We start from the raw sequence: 15,811 nt of genomic DNA, 5'->3' as shown, positions 1-15,811 counted from the left end.
TTTTAAATATAGGAGGTCTATTGTGGATAATAACGATATATTAATTCGATTGAGATATGCAATGGAAATAAAAAATAAAGAAATGGCAGAGATATTTAAACTTGGCGGCGTGGATGTAACAGTACCAGAAGTAATAAAGATTCTCACAAAATCAGACGAGTATGATGCAGAAAGTGACGATCAAATAAAATGTAATAACAGTATGTTAGATTCATTTTTAAATGGTTTTATTATTTTTAAAAGAGGAAAACAAGAGCCCAAACCAGGACAGCCTGATACGCCAGAACCGTCTATAAAGAAAAGTGCAAACATTAATAATCTCCTGTTGAAGAAAGTAAAAATAGCATTAGCATTAACTACTGAGGATATGCTGGATATTTTCGAAAAAGTAGGAATCACGGTTTCAAAAGGAGAACTTAGTGCTTTCTTAAGAAAAGTTGGGCATAAGAATTATAAAGAGTGCGGAGATAAATACGCCAGGAATTTTTTAAAAGGGTTGGCTGTAAAATACAGGGGATAATGCATTAAAGAATCTTATAGGTGATGACATGATACATACCTACTTAGGTGAGACAATACGTTTTGAGATCAAGTACAAAAACCGTACCTCAATAGGAATTACGATAGATAGTTATGGAAATATTGAATTCCAGGCTCCAAAAGGGACACCTGATGAAAAAGTACTTCAATTATTAGAGGAAAAATGGGATCTTATTCAGCAAAAATTAAAAGAAATGAAGGATAGGCTGCTGGGACCACAGAAAAAGGTCTATGAGTATGGTGAGAGTTTTCTTTATTTAGGAAACACCTATCCCATACAGATCTTTCAAGATATAAATATAGCGCAAGAACATGTCGAGTTTAAAGAAGAAAAGCTACATATATATGTAAAGCAGCCTGACACTGAAAAAATAAAACAAGCTTTAAAACGATTTTATTACCAGCAGTGTAAGGCTTTAGTGGAGAGGAGCATATCCTCGTATCAGAGCCTTTTTAAAACAAAACCACGTTCTTTTCGTATCACGGATAGCAAAACTACATGGGGAACCTGTGATTCAAAACAGCAGTTAACATTCAATTGGAGACTGGCAATGGCACCAAGAGAGGTGATCGACTATGTAGTCGTTCACGAAATGTGCCATATGGTTCATCTGAACCATGACCGATCCTTCTGGCGCCTTGTTGGTAAAATAATGCCTGATTATAAGGAAAAGGAAAACTGGTTGACTTTATCAAGCTGGAAAATGACTGTTTAGCAGTTCTATTACCAGTTTATATTTTTAAAACTACAAATCACAAGCAAACACTAGGAAGTAAGGAAGCTTGATATATCAATATTTCCGAGTGCATAAAGATAAAGGAAAAAGCTGTCCCCTACAACATCGTAAGGACAGCTTTTCTAAACTTTAGCCAACAATTTGCGGTTTGGTCCTGAGAATAGTAATATCATTTTTTTCGTCTATGTGGCTTATTATCTTGTATTAGCCTTTTTTTATCAACCGATAATCAGAGGGTGAACAACCCATAACTTTTTTAAAGATTCTCGAAAAATAATAAGGATCCATCCCAAGTGAAACAGCAATTTGTTTAACGGTTTGATTAGTTAGATCTAGCATTTGTCCCGCCCGATTCATTTTCAATCGAAGGAAATAATCAATTGGTGGGAAACTTGTTTCCTGTTTAAAAAGGTGAATTAAATGTTGCTTTGATAAACCAGCAAATTGTGCAAGCTCTGGGAGCTTAATCGTACCGTTAATGTTATCATTCATGTAATTTATGGCTTTTTCAAGATAGAGCTTTCTTCTTTCCTCTTTCTCTGTAAGTACGCTTGACATACCAAGCGTGCTCAAAAGATATTTTATAGTTTGCGAAACACTTATATGATGCATTGGAGAGTAAAGTTTATTTAAGAGAGTATCGTAACATTGATTAAATAACTCTACAAATTTCACAAAACCACTTATTGGAATTTGTAAAAGACCTTCATCTAATCTAAACCATTCAACCAATTCTTTAACTTGACATCCTTTTATATGGAACCAATAAATACTCCATGGATTCTGCTCAGCTGCACCGTATGAGTGTGGAGTTCCTGCTGGTATGACAATCAGCATATTTGCTTTAAGCCTTAGCGGTTCAGCTCCATTAAGTTCCACCCAGCCCTCGCCATCCGCACAACAGATAAGAATAGTTGTGTCACAACCATCTCTCCGTTCACGATAATGATATTTTGCATGGGGGAAGTAACCGATATCTGTTACATACAAACTTTGAAGCAAAGGATTTTCAATCATTTCCATGATTATATATTCTGGTAGGACCAGGAGCTTTTCTGATTCAAACCCTTCCTGTTTCTTTACAGTATCCACTAAAAAACCACTCCATTTACTGCAAAAAATGCTTTTATATTTCCAAATCTAATTTTTATTTATTTTAGTAGTTAATCAGAATATTGTCCATCATAAACAGAATTTCTTTAATTGTTAGATCCCTTTTAACCTTGTATTGTTGAAGTACAAGCAATAAAAAGGAGTGAGTCCATTGAAAAGTATGGAACAAAAAGTACGTATTTGGGAGGAAAGCAGAGAGATTCCTACATACGGTGTCGGAGAGCCTGAAAAAAACCCAATGTTTCTTGAAAAAAGAGTTTACCAGGGAAGTTCAGGAAAGGTTTATCCATATCCAGTAATTGATAAAATTCACGATAATAAAACATTACAAACCTACAAACTGGTTATTTTAGAAAACGAATATATTCATATTGAAGTCATGCCAGAAATAGGAGGGCGTATTTACAGGGCACTTGATAAAACAAATAATTATGATTTTGTCTATTACAATCGTGTCATTAAACCAGCCCTTGTTGGCCTGGCAGGTCCATGGATTTCTGGTGGTATTGAATTCAACTGGCCACAGCATCATCGTCCAAATACTTTCGGCCCTGTGGAATATAAGACTTCCGAAAATGAGGACGGCAGTGCAACAGTTTGGGTAAGCGAAATTGATCGTATGTATGGTACAAAGGTAACAGCTGGTTTTACTTTATATCCAGGTAAAGCATACTTGGAAATCAACGTCCAATTATATAATCGGACAGCCGAGCCCCAAACATTTTTATGGTGGGCAAATCCAGCAGTAGCCGTGAATGATTATACGCAATCTGTCTTTCCACCGGATGTTCATGCTGTTTTTGATCATGGCAAGCGAGATGTTTCAAGGTTTCCGATTGCTACAGGAACCTATTATAAGATGGATTATTCTGAGGGAGTCGATATTTCACGCTATAAAAATATCCCTGTTCCAACCTCTTATATGGCTTACAAATCAGATTACAACTTTGTGGGTGGATATGACCATGGTGTACAGGCAGGATTACTTCATGTTGCGAATCATCACATTTCTCCCGGGAAAAAACAATGGACATGGGGGAATGGTGATTTTGGGCAAGCCTGGGATCGCAATTTAACAGATGAAGATGGGCCATACATTGAATTGATGACAGGGGTGTATACCGACAATCAACCAGATTTCTCTTGGCTGCAGCCATATGAGGAAAAAACCTTCACCCAATACTTCATGCCGTATAAAAATATTGGTGTTGTAAAAAATGCTTCCATTAATGCAGCTGTGAACTTGGAAGTGGATGAGTTGTCTAACGAAGCTTCTATTTGTGTTTATACTACAGCAGTATTTGAAGGGGCTACCATAGAACTGAAAGGGAATGGACACTATTATCTAAAGGAAACAGTTAATTTGTCGCCTGTTAATACATTTCAAACTGTCATTACACTTGAAAATGAAGAACAGGAACATGATCTGCAAGTTACAGTCAGAGACAAAAAAGGGACTATATTAATTTCCTATCAGCCCGAGAAGAATAAAATAGAGGAAATACCTGATGCGGCAAAACCTCTACCTCTTCCAGAGGAATTAAAAACGACAGAAGAATTATTTCTTGCAGGGTTACATTTAGAACAATATCGCCATGCTACATTTGAACCTGAAGCCTATTACTTAGAGGGGTTAAAGCGTGATTCCAAGGATAGTCGATTAAATGTCGCATATGGCACGTTATTATTACGTAGAGGTTTATTTGCAGTAAGTGAAAAATACTTTCGAACTGCAATTAGTTCATTAACTTGGAGAAATCCCAATCCATATGACTCTGAAGCTTATTATCAACTGGGGGTATCCTTAAAGCTGCAAGGTAAGCTAAAGGAAGCATTCTCAGCATTTTATAAGTCTGTCTGGTCCTCAGCATGGCAGGATAGTGGTTACTTTTCATTGGCACAAATTGCTGTTGTGAATAGATCCTTATTAGAGGCATTAGAGCTTATAGAAAAATCACTTAACCGCAATGTTCGAAACTTTAAAGGGCGTCATTTAAAAACGGCTATTCTTCGTAAGCTCAAACGTTTTAATGAAGCGAAAGATTTTGCTGAAGAAACTCTACGCATGGATATTGCAGATTTTGGAGCTTATAACGAGCTTTACTTAGTGTTGTTGGAACTTGGCAAAACAGAGGAAGCGTTTGTTACTTTAGACGAACTTCGGAAATTAATGCGGGACGATGTTCATAATTATCTTCATTTAGCAGCTGATTATGAAAGCTGCGGGCTCTATGAAGAAGCAATTCAAGTACTGAACCGTCTTGTTCCCGATGAGTTTAGTGATGTTTATCCACTTCTTCATTACACAATGGGCTATTTATACTCCAAAATGAATCAATTTGAAAAGGCAAGTGTCTATCGTAAAGCAGGGAATGCAGCATCGTCGGATTATTGTTTCCCTAATAGTCTGTTTGAATTGATTGTCTTAGAAGATGCTATTTGCGCTAATCCAAGGGACGAAAAAGCAAATTATTATTTAGGTAATCTATATTATGATAAAAAACGATACAAAGAAGCAATTGTATTGTGGGAAAAGTCCAGGAAAGAGAATCCTGACTTTGCTACAGTTCATCGTAACTTGGCACTTGCTTATTATAATCAATTACAGGATTATAAGAGGGCACTTGCTTCGTTAAAAACAGCATTTGCCTGCAATAAGTTAGATGCTCGAGTATTGTATGAATTAGATCAATTATACAAAAAGTTGGGATATGCTCCTGAAAAGCGTTTCGAGCATTTGCATTCTAACTTCCATTTAGTTGAAGCTAGGGATGACTTGTATCTTGAATACGTTACACTTTTAAATACTTTAGGGCAATTCCGGAAATCCATTGAATTTCTTAGTAATCGTATTTTTCATCCATGGGAAGGTGGAGAAGGAAAAGTTACTGGTCAATATGTATTTGCACAAATTGAACTTGGAAAGCAATACCTTTCAGAGATGAATTGTGAAGAAGCAATTCAAACCTTGAAAAAAGCCTTGGTTTATCCACACAACTTGGGAGAAGGTAAACTTCAGGGGTCTCAAGATAATAACATCCATTATTATCTTGGGTGTGCTTATGAGGGAATAGGGGATTTCGAGAACTCACAGGCTTACTTCTCCCTTGCCTCTCAAGGATTAGAGGAACCCGCAAGTGCGATGTATTACAATGACGCACCACCAGATACGATATTTTATCAAGGATTATCTATGCTGAAGTTGAAAAATGATAAAGAAGCGAAACGTCGATTTAATAAATTAATAGATTATGGTGAAAACCATTTGTTTGACGATCCAAAAATAGATTATTTTGCTGTATCGCTTCCAGACTTTCTTGTGTTTGAAGATGACCTTAAAAAAAGAAATGAAATTCATTGTCGTTACATGATGGCTCTAGGTCTAATTGGTTTAAATAAGTACGAACAAGCAAATGCACAGTTAAAAATGGTACTGAGTCTTGACCCGAATCATCAAGGTGCCAGAGTGCATCAAGCATATTGTCCCCTGAAATAATCAATAGAAGAAATTTGTAAGGCACAATTATTAATAAAAATAAAAAAAGGAAAAGACGTATATTTTTTATTTTCCCAATAATATACCTTTCATAAAAGGAGTCTTTACGATGAAGTTACTAGGGGAAATAGTATTTCGACCATCAATGTCCATATCCTGTATATTAGAACCAGGACAGGTCCTAAACCAAATGGTAAATAGGTGGGCATCATGACTTGGGAAAAAAGTAAGAAAGGCGAATATGAATATTGGATTGGAAAAACCGAAAGATTGTGCATCCAAATTATTCCTGAATTAGGAAGCAAAATAATTTCCTTGAAGGATCGGTTGACAGGGAGAGAGTGGCTGTGGAGAGGTGAACGTCCTTTGGGAGTACCCGGTTATGGTCTTCCTTTTAATAGAGGAGATGGGGCAGGCTGGGATGAGATGTTCCCTAGTATAAATCCCTGCTTGTATTCTAAAGGCCCGTGGAGTGGAATAGAGGTGCCGGACCATGGAGAAGTATGGTCAATTCCATGGGAAGCGGAGATGGGGACTAATGGGTTAAGTTGCTCCGTTAATGGAATACGTTTTCCTTATTATTTAGAAAAGCGATTTTCTTTTCCTACTCCCCAAGTGATAAGGATGGATTATTTCTTACATAATCTCTCCCCCTTTCCATTTTTCTTCTTATGGGCAGCCCACCCTTTGTTTAACATTAAAGAAGGAATGGAGATTCTAGTTCCAGATGACCTTTCCGAAGTAATGGTTTCTTATTCTTTTAGTAATAGACTTGGTAAATTTGGAGATGTGGTTGATTGGCCGATTGCAGAATCTAAAAATGGACATATTTGTCTAAATAAAGTTGAATGGAAGAATTCGAAAGTAGCAGAAAAATTTTATTTTAATTCAAAGTTATCCAAAGGATGGGCATCTCTTCGGGATAGCGAAACAGGGGAAAGATTGACGTTCCATTTTCCGGTAGACCGAGTTCCCTATTTGGCCATTTGGGCAAACTATGGTGGATTTGATGGAAACTATCAAGTGGCCATTGAGCCATCGACTGGGTTTCTTGATGATCTGAGTTATGCGATAGGTGAAAATAAAATTTCCAAAGTTGAAGGTCATTCGACTTATTGCTGGTTTTTGGAGGTAGCAATAGAATCGGAGGAAAAGTGATTGGTTTTGTCACAAAGAGCAAACTTATTATCGTTGATAAAGCAAATCTGGGGAGGGGCTTCAAAGGTTTACTGGTTGATGTGTACCGGCCGATTCTAATTGGCGGAGGCAGGGACAACAATATACTCAGAAATGTCATCCTATAAGGAAATCCATCTGGATTGATGACCGCGCTTTACAGATAAAACTAGATAGTTTGTAGAAGTCAATAAAACATCCTCTCTTTGGTTACGAGTGTCGTGACCACATTTTACCAAGAAGGGATGTTTTTTTGTTGTTTTACAATAATTTTTTGAAAGAATATAGATGAACAATCGAGCAATGATTTTTATATTTAAGGTGGAAATTTAACTACCTAATTTGTTATAATTGAATGAATAGTGTGACTTTTTAGCGAAATTGCAGAGGGGCGACAAACTTGAATTTATTAAAAAAATACATGACTAAAAAGTACTTAATGAAGATGTCCATATCAATTTTGCTATTATTATTCGTTTTCTTACTTATTTCATCTATGCTTATGATATATACATCACATAAAACGACCTTACAGATGCAAAAAGAGATGAACAATAAAGTTATAAATCAGCTGTTTTACAACATAAATTATATGAATGAGATTACACAAAATTTGATGTTATCATTATATTTTAATAACGATGTGATTTCGTTAATGAATAGTAGAGAGATTGAAATATATGAATTATATCCAAAATTGGATGAATTAAGGAAGATTGTAAATACATATTCGTTTGTAGATTCCATTGTTATCTATAATAATAATAATAAGTGTTATTATTCAACTAATTATAAGACTTCCTGCCATGAGGATGGGGTTAACCAAGAAATTGATCGCTATATAAAAAATATTGGGACTATTCCTAAATTAAAATTGGTTCCCATAATGAAAGATAATAATAAAAGCATCAAGGATGACCGTTTAGACTATTTCTCAATGTTTTTTTATGGGGCATATGATACTTCCGTACAAGCTAGCACAATTATTATTAATATTAAGCCAGAATGGCTATTTGATAATGTAAACAGTTTAAATCACCTTATAAAGTATGAGGGCAGCAGCATCCTGCTAATGGATTCAAATTATAGTTTTTTAAACAAGCAGAACGAAAGTGATCAGCAGTTAAATCAATTAGAGAAATTGATGAAAAGCCAGGATAATAAAAAAGAAGGAACATTCATTGCTAAGATTGATAAGAAAAAAAAACTTATAAGCTATAAAAAGTCAACAAATAATGATTGGACCATCATAAATATTTTGCCATATGATAAAGTAATGACCAATGTTAATCAGTTGCAAAATATGATGATTGTTGTAACCGTTTGCATATTAATAGTAGCTATGATTGTGGCCCTTGTACTTGCTTATAATCTTTATAAACCGATTTTAACTATAATGAATAAAATTACCAACTCCTCACATACCGAACATTCTGTTGGTTTAATAGATGAATTGGCTTATATGAATAATCATTTTATGAGCATATCGGAAAACATTGCAAGGTTAAAAAAAGACAATCAAAGTAATAAAAATATCATCAAAAATTACTTATTGAGAAAGTTTATTATAAATAGTTCTAAATCGGAGCTTTCTGAGTTAAAAGAACAACAAAAACATTTAAATTTACAGATTCATTTTGAGAGTAAGTTGCTGTTATGTATATTAACAATTGACAACTATCATTCATATATAGAGACATATAGCGATGAGGAGCAGAAAGAAAACGAATTTATAATTGTCAATATTGCTCATGAAATTGTTTCTAACAACTTTAAAAATGAAATCTTTCATATGAGAAACAATCATTTTGTCATGGTAATAAATATGAACCTTGATGGCAACGATAATGAAATAATCATGGAAAAGTTTCGGGAAATTCAACAAACGATAAACCAAATTTTTGGTATTTCCATTTCGGCAACGGTAAGTGGTCCTATCGAACATTATGAACATCTAGCAAAAAGCTATTCAAAAACATATGATTATTCGATGTACAGACTGATCCATGGACATGGGAAAATTATTACTCCTGAGATGGTTGAAGAAAATGTTAATAATTTTGATTGTTTATTTCCGGTTGAAACGGAGCGTAAGTTTATTGAGGGGATTAAAACAAACGATAGACATATTGTAGATGAACAATTAGATGGTTTGTTTTCTTATATGAAGCATTTAAGCTACCATAATATTATTTATTTTCTCACTCACATAATTGCTGTTATCCAGAGGGTAATTATGGAAATTAATCAAAATACGATCCATCCGATTACTGTTGATTTGAAATTATACGATAGAAATCTTTTAGATTTGGAAACGTTAGATGAAATATACGAAATGATTAATAGGCTTTTAGATGAAGTGATTGAACATAGAAAAAGCATTGTTAATATGGATACGAATGATTTGATAGTCAACACAATTAAGGAGATTGTTGGAGAGAATTATAAAGACATGAACTTAAGCTTAAAAGGAATTTCAGACATGTTAAGGTTATCACCAACACATGCAAATAGAATTTTTAAGCAAAAGGAATCGTTGTCGATAGGAGAATATATTAAAGAAGTCAGGCTAAACTGCTCAATTGAGCTTCTTATTAAGAAAAAATATACAGTTAATGAAATCATGGATGAGGTAGGGTTTGGAAATCAAAGTTACTTCTTTAGAGTATTCAAGAAAAAGTTTGGTACAACACCAAAAGAGTACCAACGTTCCAAGCTTTTAAGAGATTTGTAAGAAAGAGCAGGGGTTGCTGAAAAGTCTAAAGAACGACTTTTCGGCAACCCCGATTTTTGTTTATAAGTTTTTTTACCCTACTATTTTCGTAAAAATTTGTCCAGCTGTTTCTGACCTTCTGCAACTACTTTATCAATTCCAGCCTCTTTTAGTTTATCACGAAACTCTTTCAATTTAGATTTAGGATCAACTGTTCCTGTGACAAGTCCCGGTAAATATTGGTCAATTACAGTTTGAAGATTTGCGATCTCAGCAGTGACCGGTTCCGCAACAAATTTGAACCCTAAAATTGGTGAAGGAATGGCAGTTTTGTTCATTTCAAGTGTCTGTTCATTGACTTTTGGATCTTCACCCTCTTTCAGAAAACTGTTAAATGTATTCCCAAATACCCAATTTGCATTCGGATTATACCCAGCATCCGGATTAATTTTTATCATATTGTCAGATATCTTTGTATAGTTCTTTCCTTCTACACCATAGCAAATTAGGTTATAAAGCTGTTTGTCTGTATTTAAAAGGTTAATAAACTTCATCGCTGCTTCTGGATTATGTGACTTTTGGTTAATAGCCAACATCGTAGTAATGATACTATTTGTTAGGACATGTGGCTTGGTGACTGCTGCTTGAATAATATCTTGCCCACCATTTGCATTTTTCTGTGCAATTTCAGCACCTGGCTTTAATACATTGTGAATTTGTACAGCAACATTTCCTGTTTTTAGAAGATCATTAACGTTTTTAATTGTTGCTGCATCTTGATTAATGTAGCCTTTTTTATACCAATCTCTTACCATTTCAAGATATTGTTCAAACTCTGGGGTTTCATACATGTTTAATATTTTTGTAGGGTCATTATAGTTAATAACTAACAATTTGTCCTGAATCTTTTCGAGATTATAAGCCAGCAGTAAATGATCCCAGTTACCAATACTGGACATAGCTAATGGAACGACTTCTTTCGATTCCCCCTGCTTTATGCTTGCTAACAAAGGCTCAATATCCTTAATGGTTTTGATCGAACTAGGATCAAAATGATATTTATCGGCAAAACGTTTTTGAATATAAAATCCTACTTTTTGAGTTTCGATTTGATAGTTTGGAATCGCATACATTTTTCCGTTGATTTTCGTTGCATCCATTACATATTGAGGAAGTGTATTTTTAACTTCAGGTGCATATTTTTTAATCAAATCATCTAATGGAAGAAAAGCGCCTTTTGCCTGATTTGTTACATAATCAAAATTCCAATTAGATGTCCAGATAATATCTGCATCTCCACCTGAAGCAAGAACTACATTCATTTTTTGTGTATAGTCACTAAATGTTTGTGGTTTTAAATGGACAGTCGCATTAATTTTTCCTTTGGTAATTTTGTTTATTTCTGCTTCAACGGTGCTTACATCCGCTGGTATTTGAGCAAGAGGGTAGTAAAATGTAAGTTCAACGGGCTTAGAAGCATTGTTATTGTTAGAATTTTTAACGCTAGCTTGCCCATTGGTATTATTGCTGCAAGCAGATGTAATAAAAATAAAGAAGATTGTAATGATGGTAAATAGGATGCGCTTCGTCTTTTTCCCTTTTTGCATTTGATTGACCTCCAATTAATTATTCTCTCCTGATTAAAGCGTTTTCAAAAATTCAAGTAAATGAATTAAAACGTTTTTCGTGATCCCTCCTCTACTTATTTTAAGGTAGCATGTATTGCTCGTGACTCTCATTTAATAATGTCATACCTGCATTGCATAGGAAATTGTACAATTGGATAATTACTATATTTTAAACTGTATTATTTAAACAAAACTATACACACTCTTAAAACTTATCATTCCTAATTTTTAGTCATTTATCTTTTGCTTCTTTGTGGAACATGTACAGGTAATATCTCAATATTTACACTATTTATTATACAAAAATCAAATCTTTACAGTAGTGAAACGAATGGAAGTGTGAGAACGTAATGGTAAGTTTCATATTACAGTAAAAGGGAGGCTTTGATACAATGCCAGATTTGCAAAATTATCAGACTTACTTTCATTTATTATCGAATGAATGTGAAATGGAATCGATCTTGCAATCATTTATCGAGCGTCAGCGTGCGTTTTTAAAAGATAAAGAAATTGGCAGCTGGAAAGACATAAATGTGGTAGATGAAGATTATTTAGTTTTTGCGGAAGACCGTGTAAGACAATTTGCCCAGTTCCAAAACGATCAGGGTGCGATTATTGATCCATATGACCAAAACGAACGTGAATATTCTACCGCTTCATATGTTAAAGCAGGATCCATCTTATTAAAAGAAGAACGCTGTAACGATTTGAAGGAATCCATTTTCAAAGCAATGGACTGGTCATGTTACTGTTTAGGGACAAATAAAGTGCCTGATGACCATTCAGACTTTACTACCCATATGTTAATGAAAGCACTACGAAATTTGACTTCTTTTGCAAGTGAAAAGCAGATTGAAAAATGGAAATCATATTTACGAAACATTGAACCGGAAGAAACCTATACCCAAGTAGAACGAAATTATCCTGTTGATCAAACAAGAAATTGGACAACGTATGCAATGCATGGGGAAATGATGCGTTACCGAGATAAATTAACTGATTATACTACATTTATTGAGAAATATTTGCCCGCACAACTCAAAAGATTTACCAGCGAAGGGCTCTATCGAGATCCCAATCTACCAGCAGCATATGATCTGGCTGCAAGAGATCAACTAAATGGACTATTGGAGGAAGGGTATAACGGAATTCATGCTGCACTATTAAATAAGCTACTTAGAAGAGGAGCAAAAACCATGTTGCTGATGCAATCCTCCACAGGTGAAGTGAGCTTTGGGGGAAGAAGTAATCAGTTAATTTGGAATGAACTGACATTCTCTCATATTTGTGAGAGTGAGGCCAGTATGTATCAAAGATTTGGAAATCCAGAATGGGCCAGTATTTTTAAGAGAGCAGCACATAGAGCATTTAATTCAATATCAAGATGGATAAATGAAGTGGAAGAATTTAAATTGTTTAAAAATTCATTTCCAACAGAGAAACGAGAGGGATGGGAGTTCTATGCATTTTATTCCACGTATAGTCTATACGCGGCGCAAATAGCAGCTTCCTGTTATGAAGCGGCAAACCATCAGATTGAGGAAGCACCTGCTCCATGTGATATAGGGGGGTATATTGTATCCATTCCATCCTTTCATCGCATTTTTACAACCTCTGGTTATGAATTAGGAAATTATCATCTAGGTTTTGATACAAATGCACAAATGGGGCATGATGCGACAGGGTTAGTTCGTTTTCATAAAAAGAATATTCCTAGTGAACTTGCGCTCTCAGTTGGAATCCCAACAAAGACATTGGAAATTCCATGGTATTTTTTTTCGGCAAGGTCACAAATTCCTTCCCCAAAATATCCAGTTGCGATCGGTCCGATGTGGTGTGATGAACATGGAACATGGCACCGCCTGGCAAATTACGGAAGGAGAAACCATGAAATTTTCCATCGTATTAATGAAAAAGGGGAACCATTGAACGGAGAAAGACAATTCTGGAAAACCTCTGTAGAGGATGTTGTTCATACAAAAGACTCTCTCGAATTTTCCATTCGTTATTTCGTGAACTCTGATGATGGAAGAAAGATAGAAAGGGAAGAAATTACAGTGTCAGGTGCAAATATGGAGGAAACACAGCAACGTGCATTAGCTGATATACTACCACGCCCCGAAAATGACAGCTGTATCGAAATTAAAGAAACGTATTGTATAAGGTCGGAGGGTGTAACGATAACATGGACTTTAACTCCTTCAAAAAGCGGCGAATTGACTGCAATAGGTATCACGGTTCCACTGCTTGTTACAAATGGAAAAGTAAATTCTCAAATTAACCAAGCAGCAAATAGGGTATCGGTTTCCTACTTAGACCATCAATATATTGTTGAGGATCAAAGTAACAATCCATTTGCTGAACTACGAATATATCCTGGGTTAATGCCCAATCGGAATGGCTATTATAGAACGGCACAATTTACTAGCTTGAATTCAGATAGTATTCGGTTACATTTCCAACTTGTTTAGCGACAGGATCATTTATAGCAAATAGAGGTGATTATATGCAATCAAAACCATTAATAAATAATGTATCTAAAAATATACAGAAATCTCATAAAAAAAACAAAATGACTGAATGGAAATATTTTAAAAAAAATAAAGAGCTTTTTATCCTCTCATTGCCAGGTGTCATTTATACTTTTATTTTTGCTTATCTTCCATTACTATTTCTTGTCGTTGCATTTAAGCGCTTTCGTTTTGACTTGGGAATCTTAGGGAGCCCATGGGTCGGTTTAGATAATTTTAAATTTTTCTTTACCTCGCAAGCTGCTGCGATCATAACAAGAAATACGGTTCTTTATAATCTAACATTTATTGTTTTGACCACTGTCATATCGGTTACTTTAGCAATTTTACTGAACGAAATGACAAGTAAGTGGCTAAAAATTCATCAGACTCTTTTGTTTCTTCCCTATTTTTTATCTTGGGTCGTTGTTGGATATATTACGCAGGCATTTTTAGATAGTAAGAGTGGTTTAATCAACCAACTCTTTGAAACATATGGGTTTTCCCCGGTTAACTGGTATCAAGAAGCAAAATATTGGCCGTTTATCATTATTCTAGTTCATTTATGGAAGCATATTGGTTTTGCGACGCTTGTTTATTATGGAGGTTTGATGGGCATTGATTCAACCTATTATGAAGCAGCAAAGATAGACGGTGCCTCCAAATGGCAAATGATCAAAAAGATTACTATTCCTTTGTTAATGCCGCTGATTATTATTTTATTTATTGTGGATATGGGGAAGATCTTCCGCGCGGAATTTGGTTTGTTTTATTTTGTCCCGAATGATGTTAGCTTCCTGTATTCCAGCACAGATGTAATTGATACGTATGTTTATCGTTCGCTGCGTGTTGTCGGAGATTTAGGTATGGCTACAGCCGTCGGTTTATATCAATCCATTATTGGATTAATTTTGGTAGTTTCGACTAATTATATTATCAGAAAAATAAATAAGGACCATGCACTATGGTGAATAGGGAGGAAGCATGATGGAACAGAAACGATTACTTTCCAGGTTCGCCATAAATTGCCTATTTTTATGTATTTCCGCGGCAATGATATTGCCATTTATTCTCGTTATCTCGATTTCTATAACGGATGAAAAGTCGCTGCTAAAGAATGGATACCAATTCATACCGAAAGATTTTAGTTTACTGGCGTATGAAGTTATTTTTAAGTCACCTTATCAATTAATTACTTCTTACGGTGTAACCATTTTTGTCACAGTTATTGGTACAATTTTGAGTTTATTAATCACAACCTTAATAGCCTATACCATTTCTCGTCGTGATTACCGATATCGACGTATGACAACGGTTTATCTAATGTTTACCATGCTTTTTAGCGGCGGGATCATTCCGATGTATATATTAATGACGCAATATTTACACTTAGGAAACACCATTTGGGCATTGATTTTACCGTATTTGCTAAATCCATTTTATGTTTTAATCATGAAAGGATTTTTGGATAGAATTCCTTTTGAAGTGATCCAATCAGCTAAGATTGATGGAGCGAGTGAATGGCAGATTTTTATAAGAATTATTATTCCATTATCGACTCCAGCATTGGCGACAGTGGGATTATTTACTTCTTTCCTTTATTGGAATGATTGGTGGCTCGGATTATTATTTATAGATAATCAGAATTTAACGCCATTGCAACTCTTATTATATCGAATAATGAATACGATAGACTTTTTAGCGAACAATGCTGATACAGCAAATGTAAGTATTGATTTAAGTAAATTTCCATCCCATTCAGTGCGAATGGCAATGGCTGTTTTAGCTGCCGGACCAATGATGTTCGTTTTTCCATTCTTCAAAAGATTCTTTGTTAAAGGAATTACGGTCGGCTCGGTGAAAGAATAATGGATATGAAACCAAGAATCTTGTCTGAC

Annotated in this window: 10 protein-coding genes; 8 read left to right on the top strand and 2 right to left on the bottom strand. The window is 35.0% G+C overall.

Annotated elements, in window-relative coordinates; translation table 11 throughout:
- Positions 1–22: 22 nt before the first annotated feature.
- Entirely contained in the window at positions 23–520 is a 498-nt protein-coding gene (locus tag BN1082_RS00800) for a YehS family protein (protein WP_090629567.1), read from the top strand.
- A gap of 28 nt (positions 521–548) precedes the next feature.
- Positions 549–1,256: a M48 family metallopeptidase gene (locus BN1082_RS00795; protein WP_090629564.1), complete on the top strand. Its 708-nt coding sequence runs from the start codon at positions 549–551 to the stop codon at positions 1,254–1,256.
- Between the two features lie 225 nt (positions 1,257–1,481).
- Here the strand turns inward: BN1082_RS00795 and BN1082_RS00790 are convergent, their stop codons facing one another.
- Positions 1,482–2,369: an AraC family transcriptional regulator gene (locus BN1082_RS00790; RefSeq protein WP_090629561.1), complete on the bottom strand. Its 888-nt coding sequence runs from the start codon at positions 2,367–2,369 to the stop codon at positions 1,482–1,484.
- A gap of 181 nt (positions 2,370–2,550) precedes the next feature.
- Here BN1082_RS00790 and BN1082_RS00785 point away from each other — a divergent pair, with 181 nt between their 5' ends.
- The 3 genes from BN1082_RS00785 to BN1082_RS00775 all read left to right on the top strand — a co-directional run bounded on the left by BN1082_RS00785 (position 2,551) and on the right by BN1082_RS00775 (position 9,796).
- Complete coding sequence (locus BN1082_RS00785) at positions 2,551–5,886, top strand: DUF5107 domain-containing protein (protein ID WP_090633055.1); 3,336 nt, start codon at positions 2,551–2,553, stop codon at positions 5,884–5,886.
- 210 nt (positions 5,887–6,096) lie between these two features.
- A complete protein-coding gene (locus BN1082_RS00780; RefSeq protein WP_090629558.1) occupies positions 6,097–7,044 on the top strand; it encodes an aldose epimerase family protein in 948 nt (315 codons plus the stop codon).
- 418 nt (positions 7,045–7,462) lie between these two features.
- Positions 7,463–9,796 (top strand): helix-turn-helix domain-containing protein, encoded by a 2,334-nt coding sequence (locus BN1082_RS00775; RefSeq protein WP_090629556.1) that lies wholly within the window; start codon positions 7,463–7,465, stop codon positions 9,794–9,796.
- 80 nt (positions 9,797–9,876) lie between these two features.
- Here the strand turns inward: BN1082_RS00775 and BN1082_RS00770 are convergent, their stop codons facing one another.
- A complete protein-coding gene (locus BN1082_RS00770; protein ID WP_090629553.1) occupies positions 9,877–11,382 on the bottom strand; it encodes an ABC transporter substrate-binding protein in 1,506 nt (501 codons plus the stop codon).
- 413 nt (positions 11,383–11,795) lie between these two features.
- Here BN1082_RS00770 and BN1082_RS00765 point away from each other — a divergent pair, with 413 nt between their 5' ends.
- The 3 genes from BN1082_RS00765 to BN1082_RS00755 all read left to right on the top strand — a co-directional run bounded on the left by BN1082_RS00765 (position 11,796) and on the right by BN1082_RS00755 (position 15,782).
- A complete protein-coding gene (locus BN1082_RS00765; protein WP_090629551.1) occupies positions 11,796–13,874 on the top strand; it encodes a hypothetical protein in 2,079 nt (692 codons plus the stop codon).
- 101 nt (positions 13,875–13,975) lie between these two features.
- The gene (locus tag BN1082_RS00760) at positions 13,976–14,884 is read left to right on the top strand and encodes an ABC transporter permease (protein ID WP_245640262.1); all 909 of its coding nucleotides are present in this window, start codon (positions 13,976–13,978) and stop codon (positions 14,882–14,884) included.
- Positions 14,885–14,900: 16 nt separating this feature from the next.
- Positions 14,901–15,782, top strand: coding sequence for a carbohydrate ABC transporter permease (locus BN1082_RS00755; RefSeq protein ID WP_090629546.1), 882 nt, complete (start codon positions 14,901–14,903; stop codon positions 15,780–15,782).
- Positions 15,783–15,811 lie beyond the last annotated feature (29 nt).

It is taken from the genome of Neobacillus massiliamazoniensis, assembly GCF_001048695.1.
GTDB lineage: Bacteria > Bacillota > Bacilli > Bacillales > Cytobacillaceae > Neobacillus > Neobacillus massiliamazoniensis.
This window is presented reverse-complemented; position numbering and strand designations above follow the sequence as displayed.